Source organism: Paenibacillus montanisoli (assembly GCF_003268025.1).
GTDB classification, from domain to species: domain Bacteria; phylum Bacillota; class Bacilli; order Paenibacillales; family Paenibacillaceae; genus Paenibacillus_Z; species Paenibacillus_Z montanisoli.
The window spans coordinates 526,645-547,327 of the sequence record NZ_QLUW01000003.1; the positions used below are offsets into that span (position 1 = coordinate 526,645).

The following is a 20,683-nucleotide window of genomic DNA, read 5'->3' on the forward strand; positions in this document are numbered from 1 at the left end:
GCGAGCAAGCGATAAAGGCGGGAGTAACACCCATGAGAAAGGTTCACATAGGCTCGGTAAAGCCTGGAGAAAAGTTGGCTCGCCCTATTTTGCAGGAGAATGGGACTATATTGTTAGGAGCCGGCGTGGAGCTCAATCAACGGTTTATCGACCGGTTAGCAGGCTTAGGCATCGACATGCTGTTCATTGATGACCCCTTGACCGAAGGATTGGAGCCGACGACGGCCATTCAAGACAGCACGCGCCAAATGGCGTCCGACGCGATTTTCAAAACGATGAACTCCTTAATGGATCAGCCGGCTGCGAGGGGCAGAACGATCGTCCCGGAGCTGGGTCGCACCTTCCGCAAGGTATTCGGCGACATCATGCAGGATCTGATCCGGCGCGAGGAAGTCATGGTCAACCTGACCAATATACACGTGGCCGACAGTTATTTGTTCCACCATTCCTTGAATGTGACCATTCTGGCCGGCATTATGGGACTGGCCAAGGGCTACAACCGGAATCAGCTCGAAGAGCTGGGCATGGGCGCGATGCTTTTCGATATCGGGATGACGCGGCTGCCGAAGGAGATCTTGACCAAGTCCACGGCTCTGACGGCGAGCGAGCGGAAGCTCATGGAGAAGCATACGGAGGAAGGCTTCAACATACTTCGCGCGCAGCATGATATCAACCTGCTGTCGGCGCACTGCGCGCTGCAGCATCATGAGCGGTATGACGGCTCCGGCTATCCGCGCAAGCTGAAGCGGCACGAGATTCACGAATACGCCCAGATTGTGGCGATTGCGGACGTGTACGATGCGCTGACCTCACCGAGGCCGCACCGTAAACGATATTCGCCATCGGAGGCGATCGAGTTTCTGTTTGCGGCCGGAAACACCTACTTCGATTTGGACTTGATTAAGCTGTTCTGCAAGCATATATCCATTTATCCCGTGGCGACAACGGTGATGCTGAGCTCCGGCCAGGTGGCAGTCGTCGCGCTGAATGATCCGCTCGCCGTTCATAGACCAACCGTGCGCATCATACGTGAGATGGACGGCAGGGAGCCGTCTTCGCCCTACCAGATTGATTTGAAGGATGAGCACAGCTTAATGATCGTCAAGGAACTGTAGCGGTTACGCTGCGACCGACAACTTCATACTCAACGAAAAATGGCAAACTTACCGAAAGGTAAGGACGCAAAGTTATAGGGTCTAATGTCCGCCGGCTTCATGGCGAACGAATGACAGCCTGACTGCCGAATTGAAACCTGTCGAAACACGCGATAGATCCGATCTTCTTGATCGTATGCGCGAAAGGTCGGCAAGCGCGAAGCGGCTCCGGTTTAGACGAGGAAGCGCTTTTTTCATTTTTATAGGGGCTTTCATGGTGGAGGAGGATTGAACATGGCGGTCAACAAGGATCGCATCAAAGAGAGATATGGCTTAACCAAGCCTTTCTTCGCCTTGAAGGCGCTGCTGCACAGCCGAACCACGGTCGAGAAGGAAGGGTACGTTTCCACAGGCGTGCTCTCCTATGCGGAAGGCGAAATGATGGAAATCGAATTGTCCGAGTACAAAAACTTCGAGCTGGGCGATCCTGTGCAGCTTACTGTATATTCGCCTGTCGGCGTCCATCGGCTGCAAACGACGATTATCGCGAAGGCGGAAGGCGCCGTTGCCGTTATTATTACGAGCCGCTTGTTGGCAGGGCTGGAGGAGAAGCGCGAATCGCTTCGCGTTGAAGTTGACATGAAAGGTACCATTACGCGTACCTGCACGCAGGAAGTCGAGCGGTCAAACGGCGAGAAAACGGTCATTGATATCGAGGACAACTTCGATGTTGCCGTTCGGAACATTAGCGATTCAGGCATCGGATTCTCCCTCATGACCGGGGAGGCGCTGCAGAAAGGCGAGACGCTGAAGGCGGTTTTGTTCATCGGCTTCAGGCTAAACTGCCAGCTGGAAATCATCCGTTCGGAAGAGAGCGGCGAATGGGGCTATTACGGCGCCCGCTTTCATGAGCTGGACGAGCAGCGGCAGCGCGCGCTTCGGGCGTTTCTGCTGAAGACGCAGGTCGAAGCTTATTTCATGGGGAAGCAGGAGCGGACGGGTTCGAAAGGCATCAGAAAGATATAGGTGAGAAGGAAGACGCCCGGCCTATGGAAGGCATGCTGCGTCTTCTTTGTTGTACATGTAGCGAAAGCCGCTTCTATGGTACAATTGGCAAAATGCTAGAGGAGACTCGTTATGGAGAAGTTGTTGACAGGATTATCAGCAATCGCAACGGCTGTGCTGCTCGCTATCTCGGCGTACCGGTACGGGATGTTTTTCGATACCGGTTTTTACCGATGGGAATGGATCGTCATTGCCGCATGCGCAGGCTCGGCCGCCGGATCATTCGTAAGCCGCTTGGGGACGAGGCGGGAGGAAAGGCTGAATGCGGAGCCTGTTCCCGCAGCAGCATACGGATTGCTAGTCGTCGCGCTGCTCTATGCCCTCTCTCTAACCTATCAACCCGCATCCTTTCTGGGCACCGTAGAACAGGCGTTGCGCTGGTCAGCCTATGCGGCATTTGCGATTGCGCTGTATGGAAGATTCGGCCGAACTGGGGCGGGTGCGGAACGCCGCGCCTGGTTGTCGGCCGCGCTTCAGACTTCGGGCGTTTTCGTGCTGTGGGGTGCATTGGCCGGCTGGATGGGGTGGATCTCCTTTCCCGATATCGTTATGACGACAGGCGACGAGAGGCTGTCCGCCGTCGGCGCGCGTTTGTCGGGCTTCGTGCAATATCCGAATTTCATGGGCGCTATTGCAGGCGCTTATTTGCTCTTTTACCTGATCTTATTGACACGGACACGGTCCACCGTTGAGTTCTTTGCCGCTTCCGCACTAGCGGTGCCTGCGGTACTGGCTTTGCTGCTGACCGAATCAAGAGGAGCCTGGCTCGTAACCGCGGCCGTTTGGCTGGGAGGCTTGCCGGTTCTTCGGAAATCGGAGCGAACCGCTTGGCTGTTCTATAGCGGCTGGACGCTGATCGGGGGCGGCGCTGCCTATCGGGCCGTCGTGCATGCAGGCATTCGCGGAAGCGGAGGCGGAAACGCAAGCGGAGCCTCCGGATCGGTGATGCCCGGCTCGGCGCTGCCAAGCGGAGCTTCCGCGATGGAGTCGATGCTGCTGATTATGATCTGCGCGGCTGCGACTGCCGGTTTTCTCGGTTTAAGGTGGCTGCTGGCGAAGGACAGCTCGAAGCTGCTGAGCAGATTGGCGTGGGGCGGCTGGCTTGCAGGGCTGGCAGGCATGGTCGCGCTGCTGCCCTCTGTTCTGCAGGGCCGGTTGAGCGGACGATTCCAGACGGCCGGCGCACGCAGCCTGTTTTATCAGGATGCTTGGCAGCTGTTTAAGGAAGCGCCGTTTCTTGGACGCGGCGGCGACGCCTGGCGGATGCTCTTCACCCAGGTGCAGTCGGCGCCTTACGTCGGCAATGAGGTTCATAGCGGCTATATCGAAATCGCGCTCGATTTAGGCATCGTCGGGCTGCTGGTCTTCGCCCTCGCCGGATATGCGCTGCTGCGCGCGGTGTGGCGCAGTGACCGGATCGGCCTGCTGCCGCCCGCCGTTCTGCTGCTGCATGCAGCCGTGGATTTTGACATGTCCTTCGGGTACTACTGGCTGCTGCTGCTTGGCTGGGTTGTGTATTTCTCCAGCGCGGAGCCGGCGCGGGTGAATGAACGCGGCGTCGCCGCGGCTGCCGGTGCTGCTGCGCCGCGACGCCGCCGCAGGGCTCAAGCGCCGCGGCATGGCTGGCTGCGGCCCGCGATGCTCGCCGCCGCCGCAGCCGGTCTCGCCGCAGCCGCCGTGCTCGGCGTGCGGCTCGACCGCGCCGTGCAGTACCGCGATGCGGCGGCCGCCGCCTCCGGCACTGCGCAAGCTGCCGCGCTCCGCGCGGCGCTCGAGTCGAATCCGTACTGGACCCGGATTCGACTCGAGCTGGCACCGCTGGCACCGCCGCCGGAACGGGCGGTGCTGCTCGCGGCCGGACTGCGCTATGAGCCGCAGTCCGTGCCGCTGTTATGGGCGCTCGGCCAGCTGGCCGCCGAGCGCAGCGATGTCCGCGGGGCGGCGCATGACTTGCGCCTCGCTCTGCGGTATGACCGGTTCGACCGCGACAAGCAGACGGAAGCGGTCGTGACGATGACGCAGCTCGCCGAAGGCATGCGAGCTGCGCAGCGCCTCGCGGAGGCAAGGCTGGCCGCGGAGACGGCCGTTGCCTTCTTCGATGCATATGAGGCGCAAAGGCTAAGCCCCGGCGTGAACGGCCGCCAATTTGCCGTCACGAAGGAAGCCAAAGCGGCGGCCGAGCGAAGCCGCCTGCTTCTTCGGCAGCTGGGCGGGGTGCCGCAAGCCTAACACGCGTATCCGACTAGAAAGGGAGAACAAGCCATGAACACAGCCGAGTTTCAGCAATACGTGAAAGATTGGAGCGAGCTCAAAGGGTTCGATAAGAGCACGATCGAGCAGCGCATGCTGTATTTAATGACCGAGGTAGGGGAGCTGGCCAAAGAGGTGCTGTCCGTATCCTTCCACCCGGATGCAGAACGGAAAGAAAACTTGGGCTATGAAATGTACGATGTGGTGTGGAACATTTTCGACCTCGCCAATAAGCTGGGGATCGACCTTGAACAAGCGTTCAAAGCCAAAATGGATATCAACGACAAACGAACGTGGAAATAGGGAGGATCGCTAGGCTGCTAGAGAAAACACAGCCGATCCGCCCTTTGAAAACGATATGAAAACAGGCGTTTCTCCTATTGGGATTGTCCACTCTAGCACCTTGGCGTCCGCATAAGCTGTAAGCATAACCCTCGAAAGGAGTGTTGCTTATGGCCTCTGCTCGCGTCAAACCGAAGCTCTATATCCCAAGCTCCGGCAAAGTCATCCGGACCACGGTTCCGAAGACGATGAACGACGGCTCTACCTCCGGTCCTATCTTTAGCCGCCTGACCGTTGTATGGGTAGCGCAAAACGGCGTTCCGTTCAATACGACGGGCTTCTTCGCCCAATTGATCCGGAATAATCAAGTTGTTTCCACGGCCGCGTTTGACCGGTTCGGCGTCGTCCGGTTTAACAACATCCCCACGCTGACGAATGTGTCGTTCACGATCCGCACGTTCAATTCCTTCGGAATCCTCTTCCGTACCCGCTTCATCCCGGCTGGTGTCGAAACCTTCGCCATTATCGGCTAATGAGGCTCCTCCGCCCCGCAAAACTCTCATTTATGACAATAGCAGCACGGCTCTTATAGAGGGAGCCGTGCTGCTATTATATTTCATCCGCCGAACGCGGCGCGGAAGGCCGCGCACAGCTTCGCTTGATCCACTTCCCACAATGCGGCGATGTCCGCGCTGACGTTCTCGTCCCACCAGTCGGAGAGCAGCTTCCGATTGCTGGAATGCTCGTGAATATATTGCAGATTGAGAACGACCTTCTGTACATAAAGCTTTTCGGCCTGCTCCATTTTTTCCTTCGGAATATAGACCCCGAGCCGTTTCACGGCGCGATAGAGCTCATTCTCGCAGGCGCGTCTGATCTTGCGTGCGGTAGGGAATTCCGCTGTGTGCTTTTGGGTGGTAGATTTCATCGAATCCGACTCCTCTCTACCCCCTATATATGCACTTGCCCCCGCACAGGTCACTGGCTTGCCGCTACTGCACGACTATGTACCCGATCATCGGTCCGCCGCTTGCGAGCGACGTATGGGTCAGGCACAGAATCGGGTACGTTCCGCGCTGGTCGGCCGTAAACCGCACGACCGTCGTTTGGCCTTTGTTCACTTCCCCCTTGATGCCGAGCTCCTGAATGACGAACGGATGCGATTTGCCGTTGATTCCCGTAATGCGCAGCTCCACGCGTTCGCCCTTATGTACGACGAGGGTGCCAGGGTCCCAGCGGTACACCTCCAATTCTTTGCCGTCTTCGGTTTTGGTCTTGAATTCGCCGGTCACAAGCTGGAAAACCCGCGTCTCCTGCTGCGTGGCGCTTGCCGCTCTGGATTGGTTCCATCTGAGGCTAGCGGCCGCCAAAAGGATGATGAGCACTAGCAGCGTAAATAACCACAGCTGTTGTTTTCTGACGATAAAAACCTTCGACATCGACATCACCTTCCATCACCGATTACAGCTAGTCTATGCGGAGGCTTGACCTGCCATGCCATCGCTGGAGGCGAGTTTGGAAGTATGCTAGAATACCTAAGAGAGGCTTGCGCCCGTATGCGGCGAAAGAGCTTCATAAGCAAAATGATAGGAGTTGACGGAGTGGCCTGGTTTCATGAATTAATTGATTCACTGCTGCAATGGATTGAAAGTTTAGGGTATTACGGTATTGTCATCGGTCTATTGATCGAGGTCATCCCGAGCGAGATTGTTCTGGGGTATGCCGGTTATTTGGTGCATGAAGGACAGATATCTTTTCTCGGTGCGGTTATATTCGGCACAATCGGCGCAGTGGGGCAGCAATGGATTCTATACGCGATCGGTCGCTATGCAGGCCGGCCATTCTTCGAGAAGTACGGCAAATTTATCAAAATCAAACCAAAGCATCTCGATATCGCTGAACAATGGTTTATGCGCTACGGATCAGGAATCGTCTTCACGGCGCGCTTCGTTCCGGTCATGCGTCAGGTGATTTCCGTTCCGGCCGGCATTGCGCGGATGTCCTTCTGGAAATTTACGTTTCTAACCACGCTGGCTTCGATTCCATGGTCGATTCTGTTCGTATCATTGGGCAGATCTCTCGGCGCGAACTGGCATAACATTGACGAGAAAGCCGCGCCGTACGTGCAACCTGCGATCCTCGTCGCGCTGGCGCTCATGATCGTCTACATCATCTTTAAAGTGATGAAGAGAAAGGGCAAATCGATTTAATCGCGGTTTGTGCAGTACCGGAATCGTTTGATACAATGAATTCCATTAAACGAAAATTAAGGAGGCGGCATGATCATGGCCAAAAATGTAGCAAGCAAGCTGAACAAAGGCATTAGTCCACAGCAATTCATCGATACCATGCAAAAGAACAAAGAAGCGTTTCTCGACTGGGGCAACCGGTTCGAATGGGCAAACGAAGATGACCGCGAGTTTTTCGAATCGATCGGCAACCGCGACGACCTCCGCTGCTTGATTCTGATGGCGGAATGGTGCGGAGACGTCGTGCGCAACGTCCCGGTTGTGTTCAAGGCGCTGGAGCTGACCGGCATGCCGGTTGACGTGCTTATCATGGAAGAGCATTTGGATACGATGGACGAGTTTCTGACGATGGGCGGACGCGCGATTCCGATTGTCATCATCGCCGATACCGGCGGCCACGTACTCGGCCAATGGGGTCCTCGTCCTGCCCATGTGCAGGAAGCGATGAACGCCTTCAAAATGGCGAACCCGGACCGCGAAGCGCCGGATTACCAGGAGAAGCTCGGCCTAACCCGCCAAGAAATGGGCCGCCGCTACGGTGAAGGTACGGCGTATCAGCATGAAATCATTAAAGAGCTGCGCAAGCTGCTGGCTTCGGTTTAAGCGAACATGTTCAAAATCGAGACCTTCACGCTGGGTCCGCTGCAAACGAACTGCTACCTTCTCACCGAGGAAACCGGCACGCGCGCGTTCGTCGTGGATCCCGGCATGGGCCCGAAACGGCTCATCGACCGGATCCGCGAGCGCGGCCTTACGCTTGAAGCAATCGTTCTGACTCATGCGCATTTTGATCATATGGGCGGTGTCGACGAGGTCCGCCGCGCCTTCGGCTGTCCCGTCTATCTGCATGACGCCGAAGCGGACTGGCTGACGGACGCCCGCAAGAACGGTTCGGCCCGCTGGTCCGACGTGACGGAGCCGCTTACGACGGAACCCGCCGAATTCGCGCTTTCCGAGGGGCAGCGGCTGGAGCTGATCGGGCACACGTTCAGCGTGCTGCATACGCCGGGCCACTCGCCGGGCAGCGTCAGCCTGCATTGCGGCGGGCATCTGATCAGCGGCGACGTGCTGTTCCGCCAATCCGTCGGGCGCAGCGATTTGCCTGGCGGCAAGGAACGCGATTTGTACGATTCCATTCGTTTGAAATTATACAAGCTGGACCCGTCCGTACGCGTCTATCCCGGACACGGGCCTCAGACGACAATCGGTTACGAAATGGCAAACAACCCTTTTGTGCCGGCCTGAGCAGCCGGCCCTAAGGGTTCTATTTGTTCACATTGGAGGAATGGCTAGTGGCTGAAACGAAACAGCGAGTGAAGGAAGAAGAGCTTGAGGCCGGCTCCGCCGGCAAAATCGAGCTGACGCCCGAAGCGCAGGCGGCTGAACAGGAGCGCATCGTAAAGCGTGTTTCCGGGGAGCTGAACCTTCCGCTCGGCAAGGTGAAATCGGCCGTATCGCTGCTGGATGAAGGGAATACGATTCCGTTTATCGCCAGGTACCGGAAGGAAATGACCGGCGAGCTGGACGAGAACGAGCTGCGCGGCATTGAAGAGAAGCTGCAGTACATGCGGAATCTGGAGAGCCGCAAGCGCGAAGTCATTCGGCTGATTGATGAACAGGGCAAGCTGACGGATGAGCTGCGCGGTGCGATTATCGCAGCGGTGAAGCTGCAGGAAATCGAGGATCTGTATCGGCCATACCGGCAGAAGCGTAAAACCCGCGCAAGCGTCGCGAAGGAGCGCGGACTGGAGCCGCTGGCGCAATGGCTGCTGTCGCAGCCGAGGCAAGCCGAGCCTACGCGGGAAGCTGCGCGTTACATAGATGAAGCGAAAGGCGTGCCGACGGCCGAGGATGCGCTGCAAGGAGCCATGGACATTATCGCGGAGCAGCTCGCCGATGATGCCAAGATCCGGGCGTGGGTACGCCGTTATACGTTCGACCACGGCTTGCTGCGGACGGAGGCTAAGGATGCTTCGCAGGAGTCGGTATACGAGATGTATTATTCATATCAGGAGCCGCTGAAGAAGCTGCCGCCGCACCGAACTCTTGCGATTAACCGCGGGGAACGCGAAGAAGTGCTGCGGGCAGCGCTAGACGTTCCGGTCGAGAAAGTGCATGACTATATCGACCGATCATTGATCCGGCCTCAGACCGCGCCCGGCATTAAGCAGCTGCTGCTGCAAACGATCGAGGATGCTTACAAGCGGCTCATCGCGCCGTCGATCGAGCGGGAGGTACGCGGCGAATTGACGGAGAAGGCGGAAGAGCATGCCATCAGCATTTTCTCGGCCAATTTGCGCAATTTGCTGCTTCAGCCGCCGGTCCGCGGCAACGTCGTGCTCGGCGTAGACCCGGCGTTCCGGACCGGCTGCAAGCTGGCCGTTGTCGATGAAACCGGCAAGCTGCTGGAGGTTGCCGTATCCTATCCAACCCCGCCGAACAATAAGGTGGCCGAAGCCGAGAAGCTGATCGGCGGCCTCATCGAGCGCTATAAGGTTGAGCTGATCGTTATAGGCAACGGCACCGCCTCCCGAGAGACGGAGCAGTTTATCGCGGAGCTGATCGGCAAGCGCAAGAAGGCGAAGCTGCCCGGCGCGGACGTGCTTAAGTACATTATCGTGAACGAGGCGGGAGCGAGCGTGTACTCGGCATCCAAGCTGGCCGCAGAGGAATTCCCGAAGCTCGACGTCGCGGAGCGAAGCGCCGTATCGATCGCGCGGCGGCTGCAGGACCCGCTTGCCGAGCTCGTGAAGATCGAGCCGAAGGCGATCGGCGTCGGGCAGTACCAGCACGACGTCAGCCAGAAGCGGCTGGAGGAAACGCTTGGCGGCGTCGTGGAGTCGGCCGTTAACCATGTCGGCGTCGACGTCAACACCGCTTCGCCTTCCCTGCTGTCCTACGTCGCCGGCATCAACGCGACGACAGCGAAAAACATCGTGAAGTACCGCGAGGAGAAAGGGAAGTTCGGCGACCGCAAAACGCTGCAGAACGTGCCGCGCCTCGGCGCCAAAACCTACGAGCAGTGCATCGGCTTCATCCGCGTGCCGGAAAGCGGCAATCCGCTCGACCGGACGCCGATTCATCCGGAGTCGTATGCGGTCGTGGACAAGCTGTGCGCGACGATCGGCCTCAAGCTGGATCAATTAGGCACAGATGCGTTCAAATCGGCGCTCACGGCCATTCAGACGGAGCTGGTCGCGCAGACGCTGGGCGTAGGCGTTCCGACGCTCAGAGATATCGTGGACAGCCTGCTGCGTCCGGGCCGTGACCCGCGCGAGGAGCTGCCTGCGCCGATTTTCCATACCGATGTCCTCAGCATCGAGGATTTGACACCGGGCATGGAGCTGCACGGCACGGTCCGGAATGTCATCGATTTCGGCGCGTTTGTCGATATCGGCATCAAGAACGACGGCCTCGTTCATATTTCGCAACTGAGCAACAAATTCGTCAAGCATCCGATGGATGTCGTCTCCGTCGGCGATACGGTTACCGTTTGGGTATTGAACGTCGACTTGAAGAAAGGCAGGGTCGGCCTGACGATGCGCAAGCCGGAGTAAGATAAGCAAAAAGGGTGTTATCTTCGAGCAGTCACGAAAAGTCACTGCAAAGAGATAGCACCCTTTTTATCGTTTGTTGTGAGGTCTGCTGTTACAGGCTCGCAGAGTCGTCGTCAGGACGCTGACTCGTACGATAGAAATACCAGCAATCATTTAATAGACGAATTTGCCGGCGGTCCTTCTTCAGAAAAGCGCGCATCAGTTGATTGCACAGCCACTGCGGCATAGCTTCGCCCTCCTTCCAGCCATCACTTGTTGTACTAAATAGTGTATGGAGGCGGGCGAATGTCCGTGCCTGTCCGGCCTATAATTTTACAAGAATTGCAAAAAAACCATTGCGGCGTCTACTTAATTGTCGAGTTCTTCCTCGTACCATTGCTCTAGCTGAGCTTGCAGCGCGCGGATTTCGGTGAGCAGCGAGATGAGAGGATACGATTTCTCTTCGATCGCAGAGAATTCCTTCTCAAGCTGGTTCATGTAATCCAATCCGGAATGGATGGTAACCGATTTGTCGTGCAGCTCCACGTCCGCGCATTCCGCGATCGCATAAGGCAGCACCGGAACGGACGCAGCAGTGAGCTTGTCGATTTCTTTATGCAGCCGCAAATTAAGCGCGCTTAGCTGGTAAGCATGCGACTCAGGCATTTCCACGAACGAAACCTCTTGTCCGCTCTTCATTACGATATAACGCATTACTGGCATGATTGTCGTTTCTCCCCCCATTGATGAATGCCGAGTCGACCGAAGGTCTCCTCATACCGATCATCATCTATGAATACTACTTGACAGTGTAGCGTATCCGTCCTTTAAAATTCAAGTATTATGCTGTTACAAATTCGAGGAGATCACAGGATGCAGGATCACATGCTACAAGAGTGGGTGGAGCGCGTTTCACTCCAATATTTCGGTATCCCGTTCCGGCATCGCGCGACCTTTAACGGCCGGTTGAAGTCAACGGGAGGCCGCTACTTTACGAAGACGCATAATATAGAAATCAGTCCGCATCAGCTTATCAGCTATGGTGAAGAGGAAACGGAAAAGATCATCAAGCATGAGCTGTGCCATTATCATTTGCATATTTTGAAGCGGGGATACCGGCACCGCGATGCCGATTTTAAACAGCTGCTCGCCAAAGTGGGAGGGACGCGGTTTTGCAAATCGCTGCCCGATGGAATCAAACGCAAGACGGAGCCTTACCGGTTTAAGCTCGTTTGCCGCAGCTGCGGTACCGAATATCTGCGGAAACGCAAGACCGATCCGAGGCGGTACGCATGCGGAAAATGCCGCGGTCAATTATTGCTTTATGCGCTTGACTTCAATTCCAAGACGTGATACATTATTTCTTGTCACTCATACTATTCCCTGATAGCTCAGTTGGTAGAGCACTCGACTGTTAATCGAGTTGTCACAGGTTCGAGTCCTGTTCGGGGAGCCATTTCCTTGGAGAAGTACCCAAGTGGCTCAAGGGGACCCTCTGCTAAGGGGTTAGACTGCGTAAGTGGTGCGAGGGTTCGAATCCCTCCTTCTCCGCCACAATTTTTCTGAATGGATCGCACTTATTATTGTGAACATTCAATTCTCTATTCTCGGTTAGCCGTGGGATGGAGCCAGCAACTAGAGGCCCGTTGGTCAAGGGGTTAAGACACCTCCCTTTCACGGAGGTAACAGGGGTTCGAATCCCCTACGGGTCACCAATTTTTATTCGATATGGATTAATCGCATATCACTCCGCGGTCGTGGTGGAACGGCAGACACACCATCTTGAGGGGGTGGCGCCCACAAGGCGTGAGGGTTCAAATCCCTCCGACCGCACCAACAATACAGATGACAAGCTCTTGATGATTCAAGGGCTTTTTTGATGCCTGAAAACACCATTCCGATAGTCAACATCGTCTGTCTCGTCCGGCGTTGAAGTTAACGAACTTAAAAATGTTCGTTAGCGCGTAAAACTGTTCGTTTTAAGCCAATAAGGTCAGTACAGTTTCGCTAACGATTCGAGTTTGAGCTGCTTCCAAGGGATTAATAAAAAGTTTTAAAAAATGCTTGCTATTGCCCAGCGGTTTAGATATAATAACTCTTGTCGTTTGAAAGGCTTGTCGAAAAACGGCGAATGCAAGGCCCGTTGGTCAAGGGGTTAAGACACCTCCCTTTCACGGAGGTAACAGGGGTTCGAATCCCCTACGGGTCACCATTTTCGAGCCATTAGCTCAGTTGGTAGAGCACCTGACTTTTAATCAGGGTGTCGTAGGTTCGAGTCCTACATGGCTCACTTTCTTTCAATAGATATGGGATAATCACATATCACTCCGCGGTCGTGGTGGAACGGCAGACACACCATCTTGAGGGGGTGGCGCCTTATGGGCGTGAGGGTTCAAATCCCTCCGACCGCACCAACCTTACCAATGACAACCCTTGATGATTCAAGGGTCTTTTTGTTGTCTCCAGAGCCGATTTTTTTTGGTAGCGCATTCAAATCTTTTATGCTATAACTAGAACTGTATTAGTTCGTTCGGATTAGGTTGGAATGCCTACCATGTGGCGTGCGAGGGATCAGGTATGATGGAGCATACATACAGCGGCAGCAAGGCTCTTCATCGGCAGGATGCTGCGTCGATCGTTATTTATGAAGCGTTGGTTAATTATTATTTGGATACGCGAAACTTCCAAGCGATCGCGAAGCTGCAGGAGCAGCAGGCTGCGGCATGCCGCACGGTATGGGTATCGGCCATTGCAAGCGTGGACGGCGAATATTACATTCCCGATGAGGCGATGCGGCAGATTGAAGCTCGGATCAAGCAGGCGGCAGCTGCCGGAAATACGTTTATGCCGGATCCGCTCTATTTTATGAATCAAATGAAGGAAAGGCTTGTTGCGGAGTATCTGTCCGTTGAAGGAAACCCCTTTTACTTTGTGCCGTTTTAGATCGGATTGAAGCAGTCCTCCTCAAGAGGGCTGTTTTATTTTTTATTTGGAAGGGATTAGCTAATGAATGTCGAAGAGAAATTAGGTGAAACGATTCAACGCGCTGATAGAAGGGATGAAATTGATGGGCATGCACAACATTGCGCAAGTGACTTGGAAAGATGTAAAGCTCGGAGAAGGCTTCTGGGGCAAATGGCAGCAAACGAATGCCCGTTCTACGGTGAATGCCGTGTATGACCGCTTCTTCGAAACGGGCCGGATTAACGCCATGCGGCTGGATTGGAAGGAAGGGATGCCGAATAAACCGCACATTTTTTGGGATTCCGATGTGGCCAAATGGATGGAAGGCGCGGCCTACATCCTTTACTATCATGAAGACGACGAGCTTCGGCAGAAGCTGGAGCAAATCATTGATTTGATCGAAGCCGGTCAGAACGAAGCTGGCTACTTCAATTCGTACTTCCTGACTTGCGAACCGGACAATATTTTTCAGGACCGGACGGCGCATGAACTATACACGGCCGGCCATTTGATGGAAGCGTCTATCGCTCACTATTATTCGACGGGCAGTAAGCGCTTCCTTAATGTGATGACGCGCTTCGCGGATTACATTGAGCAAGCGTTCAAGCTGAACAAGACCGCCAATTATTCCGCGCCGGGCCACCAGGAAATCGAGCTCGCGCTCGTTCGTCTCTGGCAGGCGACCGGGGAGAAGCGGTACTTGGAGCTGTCCAAGCATTTCGTCGATGTTCGCGGGACAGATCCGCATGACCGCATTTTCTCGGTGCGGAACGGGACTTGGCCGGCTGATCCGCCGCTTAACAGCCAACTGCTCTATAACGATACCTATGCGCAGGATGACGCGCCGGCACGTGAGCTGCCTGCGGCTGCTGGGCATGCGGTAAGAGCGATGTATTATTATTCCTCGATGGCGGACCTCGCCAGAGTGTACAACGACGAAGAGCTGTATCAGGCGTGCCTGCGCCTGTGGGATGACGCTACGCTCCGCAAAATGTACGTGACCGGCGGCGTAAGCGGGGAGCGGTTCGGTGAAGCGATCGGCGCTTCATATATTTTGCCGAATCAGGACTCTTATGCGGAGACGTGCGCATCGATCGGCATGGCGTTCTTCGCGCAGCGTTTGTTCTCGATTCATCCCGACGCGCGTTATGCCGATATCATCGAGCGTCAAATGTATAACGGCGCATTGGCGGGGCTATCGCTCGACGGATCTGCGTTCTTCTATGATAATGCGCTGAAATCCGCGCCTGCGCACAACGATTTCTTGAAAGGCGTCCATGATACGCGGAATTTGTTCCCGAATTACCGCCGCGAGCGGGTGTTCGAATGCTCTTGCTGCCCGCCTAACATTTTGAGATTTATTGCGGCCATTGGGGAATACATCTATGCGACGGAGAAGGACACGCTGTATATTAGCCAATATGTGCAAAGCAATGCCGATATCCAGCTGGCATCCGGTGCGCTTCATGTCGCGCAGACAACGAACTATCCTTGGACGGAAACCGTTTCGATTCAAGTGGATGCCGCGCGTATGCCGGATGCGGTGATCGCGCTCCGTATGCCGGGATGGTGCGTGAACCCGAGCGTATCGGTAAACGGCGCTGCGGTGTACGACCAGCATACGCTAGCATCGGGCATCGAACTCAAGCATGGCTATTTGTACATTCCAATGAGCATGATTGCGGGAGACACCGTCGAGCTGAAATTCCCGATGCCGGTCGTCGAGCTCGAGGCGAATCCGCTTGTAGCCGAAGCGGCAGGCAAAGTGGCGCTGATGCGCGGGCCGGTGGTCTACTGCTTGGAAGCGGCGGATAATGACTTCAATCTCTTCGATATGATCGTTCTGCGGGATCCTCAGTACAGGCAGGATCTTCGAGATGTTAATGGCGTTCCGGTTGTCATGCTGCAGGGCCAGGCGGCAGTCCGTTCGCGCGGAAATTGGGAGCAAACGCTGTATCGCATGGGCAGTTCCAAATACGAGAAGGTCGCTTTCACGGCCGTGCCGTATTTTGCATGGGCGAACCGCGAGGCCGGCGACATGTCGGTCTGGCTGCAAAAGGAATCCAATCTGTTCGGCGAATAGTCATTCAAATCAGGGCCATCCTTCGGGGATGGCCTTTTTTTCTTGGGCTGTAAGCGGCTTCCATCTTGTATTGAACGTCTCCGGGTGCTAAAACTAATAGAGATACGAAATTTTCCTGAAACTAAGGAGTAGCAATGCTTAGAAAAATCATTCGCAAATTGTCGCCGGCACGGCTCATCGTCACTGCCTATCTCATCGGGGTGATCGTCATTACGGGGCTGCTGATGCTGCCGATCAGCTGGAAGCCCGGTGTCCGGCTGTCTTTTATCGATGCGCTGTTTACGGCGGTAAGCGCCGTCAGCGTGACCGGATTGACTACGGTCAGCACGGGCGATACGTTCAGCGTCTTCGGGGCATCGGTACTGATCTTCGCGTTCCAGTTCGGCGGGATCGGCATCATGACGCTTGGCAGCTTCTATTGGTTTCTGCTGGGGGAGAACATCGGCCTCCTCGAGCGCAAGCTGATTATGATCGACCAGAACCGGAACCAGCTGAGCGGGCTCGTCCATCTGATGAGGCTTGTGCTGCTGCTGACGCTGTCGATCGAGCTTTTGGCCACGATTACGTTCGCCGTTTATTTCTATTCGAGCGGATATTCGGACACGTTTGGCCATGCGATCTTCAACAGCTTATTCCATTCCATCTCGGCTTTTACGAACGCCGGCTTCGATTTGTTCGGAGATTCGCTGCTTCGCTACACGGATGATTATTTCGTGCAAAGCCTCACAATGATGCTAATCGTGCTCGGGGCGGTAGGCTTTCCGGTTCTCGCTGAGGTGGTGGAATGGGCGAGGGGAAAGAACAAGCGGTTCCGGTTCTCCCTATTTACGAAGGTGACGATGGTGACGCATGCGATTCTGATCGTGCTTGGTTTTTTCGCAATCTGGCTGACCGAAATCGGAAATTCGTTCGCCGGGATGCCACTGCACCAGCAAATGATGAATTCGCTGTTCGCTTCCGTTACTTCCCGAAGCGCAGGCTTGACGACGATTGACGTCTCGTCTCTGCACCAGGCGTCACTGCTGCTCATCTCGGTACTCATGTTTATCGGCGCAAGCCCGTCCAGCATGGGCGGAGGCGTCCGGACGACGACGATTGCCGTCATCGCGTCCGTCATGGTGAGCTTCGCACGGGGCGACAAGGAGACGCGCATGTTCGGCCGCTCGATCAGCAAGGACGATGTGTACAAGAGCTTCGTTTTCTTCGCCATGTCCGTGTTGCTGCTCATCGTCGGCATCTTCGCCGTTCTCATGGCGGAAGAGCATCGCTACGATCTGTCGGCTGTATTGTTCGAGGTAGCTTCCGCCTTCGGTACTTGCGGACTGTCGACGGGGATTACAGGCGCGCTCCATGATTCCGCCAAAATCACGCTGATTTTGCTTATGTTCATCGGCCGTATCGGCATGTTCCTCTTCTTCTCCTTATTTACTTCCGGCAAGAAGAAGCCTGACATTAAATATATCGAGGAAAAGCTGATCATCGGATAGCTGATAGCCTCCGATTGAACGGGCCGGGCGGACAGGCCTATTATCGAAAGGACAACTTGCGTAAAGGGGATGGCATGCAATGAGTGGTTTGTATCATGTACTGGGGGCCAAGCAATTCGACCGTAAAGAGCTGGAGGAGCTGTTCGCGTCGGCGAAAGGCATGGAGCAGGTGGCGCAGGGTGGCGGCAGCAATCGGTTTCCGAACAAAATCATGAGCACGCTCTTCTTCGAGGCGAGCACGCGTACCCGCTTCTCCTTCGAGTCGGCGATGCACCGTTTGGGCGGCCGAGTAATCGGCACCGAGAACGCCAGTCAATTCTCCTCAACGATCAAAGGCGAAACCTTGGAGGATACGATCCGGATTATTTCGGGCTACAGCGACCTGATCGTGCTGCGCCATACGGAAATCGGCGCCGCGAAACGCGCCGCGGCCGTCTCGGACGTGCCGGTCATCAATGCCGGAGACGGCTCGGGCGAGCATCCGACCCAAGCGCTGCTTGATTTGTATACGATCCAGAAAGAATTCGGCCGCATCGACGGGCTGCACATCGCAATGATCGGCGATTTGACCTATGGCCGCACCGTCCATTCCTTGAGCTATCTGCTGGCGAATTACAGGGATGTCCATCTGTCCTTTATTTCGCCGGATAACGTACGTATTCCGACTTATGTGAAGAAGTATTTAGACGAGAATGGCATTTCCTATCAGGAAACGATTGATCTTGAAGGCATTGCCAAGACGGCGGACGTCTTCTACCAAACGCGCATTCAGAAGGAACGGTTCCCTTCCCCGGAGGAGTACAGCAAAGCGGAGGGCAAGTACATTATAGACCGCAAGCTGCTGGATACGATAAAGGCGGAAGCCATGATTCTTCACCCGCTACCGCGCGCAGGCGAAATTCACCCCGAGGTGGATGCCGATCCGCGGGCGGCTTATTTCAGGCAAGCCCAGAGCGGTCTCTATATCCGGATGGCGCTTGTGGAGAAATGTCTGACGACGATGAAGTAGGCTTCATGCGATACAAAAAGGGAGCTGATCCGAAGCCGTGAAGGCTTAATGATCAGCTCCTTTTTGTTATTGCTTCGTAAGTATGATCGGACCGTCTTCCGTAATCGCGATCGTGTGCTCGTATTGCGCGGAAAGTCCGCCGTCAATCGTTCTTGCCGTCCATCCGTCGGAATCGATTTTGCTTCGCCATTCGCCGGTGTTCAGCATCGGCTCGATCGTCATGACCATGCCGGCCTTCAGCCGGATGCCGCGTCCCGGCGGCCCGTAATGCGGTACCTGCGGCTCTTCGTGCATGTCGCGTCCGATGCCGTGGCCGATAAATTCGCGGACAACCGAGAAGCCGGCTGCCTCGGCATGCTTTTGGATCGCGTTGGACACATCGCCCATCCGGTTGCCTACGACGGCCTGTTCAATGCCTTTGTACATCGATTCCTCGGTAACGGTTAGCAGCCGCTTAGCCTGCTCGGATACGTTGCCAACCGCGTACGACCATGCGGAGTCCGCCAGCCAGCCGTTCAAATTGACGACCATGTCGATCGTCACGATGTCGCCGTCCTTCAGCGGCGCAGCCGAAGGGAATCCGTGGCAAATAACGTCATTGAGGGAAGCGCAGGTGGCATAGGCATAGCCTTTGTAGCCCTTCTGCTCCGGCTTGGCGCCGTGCTTCTCGAGAAACCGCTCCACGAATTGGTCGATTTCGTTCGTTGTAATGCCGGGCTTGATCATGCCCGCGATTTCGCGGTGGCAGGCCGCGAGAATTTCGCCTGCTTTGCGCATATTTTCGATTTCTTCTTTGGTTTTAATTATGATCATGTTACACCTCTTCAATCGCTAATTATAGAGAAAAAAACCGGCTTCGTAAAGAAACGGGCTATCGTCCTCGGCTTGCCGTCGAAAAGGCAATACTCATGGAGATGGAGGATGCCGGCAAGCGGATCAAACAGAAACGGCTGTCTCCGATTTTATATGCGGGCAGCCGTTGTTTGCTTGCGTCTTGCGTCTTGCGTCAATCATGCTTATCTTTGGCCTTGTCTTTGACTTGTTTCTTCTTATTCTTCAACTCGTCCATAATTTTGCGGCCTGTCGGCGTTTGGGCAAGACCTCCGCCAGCCGTTTCCCGGTGAATTTCGGGCATAGCCGAGCCTACCTCGAGCATCACTTGAATGACTTCGTCCGACGGGATGACGCTCCGAACGCCTGCCAGCGCCATATCGGCCGCCGCCAGAGCTGTGACCGCGCCGAAGCCGTTGCGGACGATGCACGGAATTTCCACGAGCCCGCCGACGGGATCGCAGATGAGCCCGAGCGTGTTCTTGAGCGCGAGGCCGACGGAATGAATCGCTTGCGCAGGCGTGCCGCCTCTTAGTTCGACGAGCGCGCCGGCCGCCATGCCGATGGCGGAGCCGACCTCGGCTTGGCAGCCGCCTTCGGCGCCGGAGACGAAGGAGTTGTTGGCGATGACAAAGCCGATCGCACCGGCGGCGAACAAGGCGTAGACGAGCTCCTCGTCTGCGAGACCGAAGCGTTCCTGCGTGCTGACGAAGACGCCGGGGATAATGCCGCAGGAGCCAGCCGTCGGCGTTGCGATGATGCGCCCCATAGAGGCGTTGACCTCGGAAACCGCCAGCGCGTAAGCCATTGCATCGCTGGCCGGCCCGCCGAGGCTCGGCTCGAGCGTCTGCCGCTTCGCCAACACGCGCTGTGCATCAAGACCGGTCAAGCCGCTGCGCGACGTCGTATTCTCATGCAAGCCGCGCTGCACCGCTTCCTTCATGACACCGTAATACGCGGCCATCTTGGCGAACTCGTCCTGCGGAGCTTTGCCGGACTCCGCGCATTGCTCCTCGAGCATGAGCTTGCCGATCGATAGCCCGCGTGACGCGCACAGCTCGCCGAGTTCCGATAACGTCCGAAATTTCATAATGAACCCTCCGTTTGGCTTAGATCCACCGTGTATACTTGCTGCACATTTGCGATCGCGTTGATCCGCTCGATCAGAGGTGACGGAATGGCCCCGTCAAGCTCCAGCACGGTAAGCGCATCCCCGCTTCTTCCTTTACGGTCAACGGACATATGCCCGATATTCACGCTTTCATTTTTAAGCAGAGAAGTCAAATCGGCGATAACGCCGGGTCTGTCTGCATGTCTGATTACAAGCGTCGGGTAAATGCCGGTCAACTTCACGGCAAATTCGTTAACCTCGACGATCTCGATGTTGCCGCCTCCAATCGAGGTGCCGATAAGGGACAGCTGCCGCTGCTCTGGGCTCTCCATCGAAAGGATCAGCTTTACCGTATTGGGATGCGAATACAATCCCTTGCCTTGCTCAAACGAAATCTCCATGCCGCGTTCCTCGGCAATTTCAAGCGCTTGCGGAATGCGGCGGTCATCGGTCGCGAAGCCGAGCAGGCCGCTGACGACGGCGACATCTGTTCCGTGTCCTTGATAAGTGGCGGCGAAGGAGCCGTAGAAAATAATCTCGGCTTTGTCAGGCACGCCGCCAAGCAGCTGGCCTGCAACCAGGCCGATCCGCACCGCGCCTGCCGTATGGGAGCTGGAGGGCCCGACCATGGAGGGCCCGATGATGGAGAAGACATCTTTAAATCGCATTCGGCGGCACCTCCGGATGAAGTTGACCGGATCGTTGCAAGCGGCGGTCAATCA

Annotated in this window: 21 protein-coding genes, 7 tRNA genes and 1 riboswitch; of the genes, 21 read left to right on the forward strand and 7 right to left on the reverse strand. The window is 55.8% G+C overall.

The window, feature by feature from the left end:
- Window positions 1–32 precede the first annotated feature (32 nt).
- The 5 genes from DL346_RS18275 (at window position 33) to DL346_RS18295 (ending at window position 5,224) form a co-directional block, all read left to right on the forward strand.
- Window positions 33–1,115, forward strand: coding sequence for an HD-GYP domain-containing protein (locus DL346_RS18275; RefSeq protein ID WP_112883584.1), 1,083 nt, complete (start codon window positions 33–35; stop codon window positions 1,113–1,115).
- A gap of 31 nt (window positions 1,116–1,146) precedes the next feature.
- A riboswitch (cyclic di-GMP riboswitch) is annotated at window positions 1,147–1,245 on the forward strand.
- A gap of 143 nt (window positions 1,246–1,388) precedes the next feature.
- Complete coding sequence (locus tag DL346_RS18280; protein WP_112883585.1) at window positions 1,389–2,120, forward strand: PilZ domain-containing protein; 732 nt, start codon at window positions 1,389–1,391, stop codon at window positions 2,118–2,120.
- Window positions 2,121–2,231: 111 nt separating this feature from the next.
- A complete protein-coding gene (locus DL346_RS18285; protein ID WP_112883586.1) occupies window positions 2,232–4,388 on the forward strand; it encodes an O-antigen ligase family protein in 2,157 nt (718 codons plus the stop codon).
- 33 nt (window positions 4,389–4,421) lie between these two features.
- On the forward strand, window positions 4,422–4,712 hold the full coding sequence (locus DL346_RS18290) for a MazG nucleotide pyrophosphohydrolase domain-containing protein (RefSeq protein ID WP_112883587.1): 291 nt from the start codon (window positions 4,422–4,424) through the stop codon (window positions 4,710–4,712).
- 149 nt (window positions 4,713–4,861) lie between these two features.
- Window positions 4,862–5,224 (forward strand): hypothetical protein, encoded by a 363-nt coding sequence (locus tag DL346_RS18295; RefSeq protein ID WP_112883588.1) that lies wholly within the window; start codon window positions 4,862–4,864, stop codon window positions 5,222–5,224.
- 83 nt (window positions 5,225–5,307) lie between these two features.
- On the opposite strand, the gene DL346_RS18300 is transcribed toward DL346_RS18295, so the two are convergent.
- Window positions 5,308–5,619, reverse strand: a complete 312-nt coding sequence (locus tag DL346_RS18300; protein ID WP_112883589.1) for a dehydrogenase — start codon at window positions 5,617–5,619, stop codon at window positions 5,308–5,310.
- A 64-nt stretch (window positions 5,620–5,683) separates the two neighbouring features.
- The gene (locus tag DL346_RS18305) at window positions 5,684–6,130 is read right to left on the reverse strand and encodes a cupredoxin domain-containing protein (protein ID WP_112883590.1); all 447 of its coding nucleotides are present in this window, start codon (window positions 6,128–6,130) and stop codon (window positions 5,684–5,686) included.
- 144 nt (window positions 6,131–6,274) lie between these two features.
- On the opposite strand from DL346_RS18305, the gene uptA reads away from it, so the two are divergent.
- The 4 genes from uptA to DL346_RS18325 all read left to right on the forward strand — a co-directional run bounded on the left by uptA (window position 6,275) and on the right by DL346_RS18325 (window position 10,497).
- Window positions 6,275–6,901 carry an undecaprenyl phosphate transporter UptA gene (uptA, locus tag DL346_RS18310; RefSeq protein WP_112884045.1) on the forward strand — a complete coding sequence of 209 codons (627 nt, stop codon included), beginning with the start codon at window positions 6,275–6,277 and terminating at the stop codon, window positions 6,899–6,901.
- Window positions 6,902–6,976: 75 nt separating this feature from the next.
- A complete protein-coding gene (locus tag DL346_RS18315) occupies window positions 6,977–7,543 on the forward strand; it encodes a thioredoxin family protein (RefSeq protein WP_112883591.1) in 567 nt (188 codons plus the stop codon).
- Between the two features lie 6 nt (window positions 7,544–7,549).
- A complete protein-coding gene (locus DL346_RS18320; RefSeq protein WP_112883592.1) occupies window positions 7,550–8,185 on the forward strand; it encodes an MBL fold metallo-hydrolase in 636 nt (211 codons plus the stop codon).
- 47 nt (window positions 8,186–8,232) lie between these two features.
- A complete protein-coding gene (locus tag DL346_RS18325) occupies window positions 8,233–10,497 on the forward strand; it encodes a Tex family protein (RefSeq protein ID WP_112883593.1) in 2,265 nt (754 codons plus the stop codon).
- 91 nt (window positions 10,498–10,588) lie between these two features.
- On the opposite strand, the gene cmpA is transcribed toward DL346_RS18325, so the two are convergent.
- Together cmpA and DL346_RS18335 are read right to left on the reverse strand one after the other, a co-directional pair.
- Window positions 10,589–10,723 carry a cortex morphogenetic protein CmpA gene (gene cmpA, locus DL346_RS18330; RefSeq protein WP_112883594.1) on the reverse strand — a complete coding sequence of 45 codons (135 nt, stop codon included), beginning with the start codon at window positions 10,721–10,723 and terminating at the stop codon, window positions 10,589–10,591.
- Between the two features lie 122 nt (window positions 10,724–10,845).
- The gene (locus DL346_RS18335; protein WP_112883595.1) at window positions 10,846–11,199 is read right to left on the reverse strand and encodes a hydrolase/acyltransferase; all 354 of its coding nucleotides are present in this window, start codon (window positions 11,197–11,199) and stop codon (window positions 10,846–10,848) included.
- A gap of 150 nt (window positions 11,200–11,349) precedes the next feature.
- Between DL346_RS18335 and DL346_RS18340 the strand changes: the two genes are divergently transcribed.
- The 12 genes from DL346_RS18340 to pyrB all read left to right on the forward strand — a co-directional run bounded on the left by DL346_RS18340 (window position 11,350) and on the right by pyrB (window position 18,019).
- A complete protein-coding gene (locus DL346_RS18340) occupies window positions 11,350–11,829 on the forward strand; it encodes a SprT family protein (RefSeq protein WP_112883596.1) in 480 nt (159 codons plus the stop codon).
- 27 nt (window positions 11,830–11,856) lie between these two features.
- Window positions 11,857–11,932, forward strand: a tRNA-Asn gene (locus tag DL346_RS18345).
- Between the two features lie 7 nt (window positions 11,933–11,939).
- Window positions 11,940–12,030 (forward strand) — tRNA-Ser (locus DL346_RS18350).
- Between the two features lie 86 nt (window positions 12,031–12,116).
- Window positions 12,117–12,191, forward strand: a tRNA-Glu gene (locus DL346_RS18355).
- A gap of 36 nt (window positions 12,192–12,227) precedes the next feature.
- Window positions 12,228–12,312: transfer RNA gene (locus tag DL346_RS18360), tRNA-Leu, on the forward strand.
- A 301-nt stretch (window positions 12,313–12,613) separates the two neighbouring features.
- Window positions 12,614–12,688 (forward strand) — tRNA-Glu (locus DL346_RS18365).
- A gap of 5 nt (window positions 12,689–12,693) precedes the next feature.
- Window positions 12,694–12,766, forward strand: a tRNA-Lys gene (locus DL346_RS18370).
- A 39-nt stretch (window positions 12,767–12,805) separates the two neighbouring features.
- Window positions 12,806–12,890 (forward strand) — tRNA-Leu (locus DL346_RS18375).
- A gap of 163 nt (window positions 12,891–13,053) precedes the next feature.
- Window positions 13,054–13,419 (forward strand): hypothetical protein, encoded by a 366-nt coding sequence (locus DL346_RS18380; protein WP_112883597.1) that lies wholly within the window; start codon window positions 13,054–13,056, stop codon window positions 13,417–13,419.
- An 85-nt stretch (window positions 13,420–13,504) separates the two neighbouring features.
- Window positions 13,505–15,523 carry a glycoside hydrolase family 127 protein gene (locus tag DL346_RS18385; protein WP_112883598.1) on the forward strand — a complete coding sequence of 673 codons (2,019 nt, stop codon included), beginning with the start codon at window positions 13,505–13,507 and terminating at the stop codon, window positions 15,521–15,523.
- Window positions 15,524–15,657: 134 nt separating this feature from the next.
- Window positions 15,658–17,010 (forward strand): TrkH family potassium uptake protein, encoded by a 1,353-nt coding sequence (locus tag DL346_RS18390; RefSeq protein ID WP_112883599.1) that lies wholly within the window; start codon window positions 15,658–15,660, stop codon window positions 17,008–17,010.
- A 79-nt stretch (window positions 17,011–17,089) separates the two neighbouring features.
- Window positions 17,090–18,019: an aspartate carbamoyltransferase gene (gene pyrB / locus DL346_RS18395; protein ID WP_112883600.1), complete on the forward strand. Its 930-nt coding sequence runs from the start codon at window positions 17,090–17,092 to the stop codon at window positions 18,017–18,019.
- A 66-nt stretch (window positions 18,020–18,085) separates the two neighbouring features.
- Here the strand turns inward: pyrB and map are convergent, their stop codons facing one another.
- From map to sdaAB, 3 genes are all read right to left on the reverse strand, one after another.
- A complete protein-coding gene (gene map, locus DL346_RS18400; protein WP_112883601.1) occupies window positions 18,086–18,832 on the reverse strand; it encodes a type I methionyl aminopeptidase in 747 nt (248 codons plus the stop codon).
- Between the two features lie 193 nt (window positions 18,833–19,025).
- Complete coding sequence (gene sdaAA, locus DL346_RS18405; protein ID WP_112883602.1) at window positions 19,026–19,940, reverse strand: L-serine ammonia-lyase, iron-sulfur-dependent, subunit alpha; 915 nt, start codon at window positions 19,938–19,940, stop codon at window positions 19,026–19,028.
- Window positions 19,937–20,629: an L-serine ammonia-lyase, iron-sulfur-dependent subunit beta gene (gene sdaAB, locus DL346_RS18410; RefSeq protein ID WP_112883603.1), complete on the reverse strand. Its 693-nt coding sequence runs from the start codon at window positions 20,627–20,629 to the stop codon at window positions 19,937–19,939. The genes sdaAA and sdaAB overlap by 4 nt, the downstream gene beginning before the upstream one ends.
- Between the last annotated feature and the right edge of the window lie 54 nt (window positions 20,630–20,683).

Coding starts and splice junctions, on each gene's coding strand:
- DL346_RS18275 (WP_112883584.1), top strand. CDS start 33: ATGAGAAAGGTTCACATAGGCTCGGTAAAGCCTGGAGAAAAGTTGGCT.
- DL346_RS18280 (WP_112883585.1), top strand. CDS start 1,389: ATGGCGGTCAACAAGGATCGCATCAAAGAGAGATATGGCTTAACCAAG.
- DL346_RS18285 (WP_112883586.1), top strand. CDS start 2,232: ATGGAGAAGTTGTTGACAGGATTATCAGCAATCGCAACGGCTGTGCTG.
- DL346_RS18290 (WP_112883587.1), top strand. CDS start 4,422: ATGAACACAGCCGAGTTTCAGCAATACGTGAAAGATTGGAGCGAGCTC.
- DL346_RS18295 (WP_112883588.1), top strand. CDS start 4,862: ATGGCCTCTGCTCGCGTCAAACCGAAGCTCTATATCCCAAGCTCCGGC.
- DL346_RS18300 (WP_112883589.1), bottom strand. CDS start 5,619: ATGAAATCTACCACCCAAAAGCACACAGCGGAATTCCCTACCGCACGC.
- DL346_RS18305 (WP_112883590.1), bottom strand. CDS start 6,130: ATGTCGAAGGTTTTTATCGTCAGAAAACAACAGCTGTGGTTATTTACG.
- uptA (WP_112884045.1), top strand. CDS start 6,275: ATGATAGGAGTTGACGGAGTGGCCTGGTTTCATGAATTAATTGATTCA.
- DL346_RS18315 (WP_112883591.1), top strand. CDS start 6,977: ATGGCCAAAAATGTAGCAAGCAAGCTGAACAAAGGCATTAGTCCACAG.
- DL346_RS18320 (WP_112883592.1), top strand. CDS start 7,550: ATGTTCAAAATCGAGACCTTCACGCTGGGTCCGCTGCAAACGAACTGC.
- cmpA (WP_112883594.1), bottom strand. CDS start 10,723: ATGCCGCAGTGGCTGTGCAATCAACTGATGCGCGCTTTTCTGAAGAAG.
- DL346_RS18335 (WP_112883595.1), bottom strand. CDS start 11,199: ATGCCAGTAATGCGTTATATCGTAATGAAGAGCGGACAAGAGGTTTCG.
- DL346_RS18340 (WP_112883596.1), top strand. CDS start 11,350: ATGCAGGATCACATGCTACAAGAGTGGGTGGAGCGCGTTTCACTCCAA.
- DL346_RS18380 (WP_112883597.1), top strand. CDS start 13,054: ATGATGGAGCATACATACAGCGGCAGCAAGGCTCTTCATCGGCAGGAT.
- DL346_RS18390 (WP_112883599.1), top strand. CDS start 15,658: ATGCTTAGAAAAATCATTCGCAAATTGTCGCCGGCACGGCTCATCGTC.
- pyrB (WP_112883600.1), top strand. CDS start 17,090: ATGAGTGGTTTGTATCATGTACTGGGGGCCAAGCAATTCGACCGTAAA.
- map (WP_112883601.1), bottom strand. CDS start 18,832: ATGATCATAATTAAAACCAAAGAAGAAATCGAAAATATGCGCAAAGCA.
- sdaAA (WP_112883602.1), bottom strand. CDS start 19,940: ATGAAATTTCGGACGTTATCGGAACTCGGCGAGCTGTGCGCGTCACGC.
- sdaAB (WP_112883603.1), bottom strand. CDS start 20,629: ATGCGATTTAAAGATGTCTTCTCCATCATCGGGCCCTCCATGGTCGGG.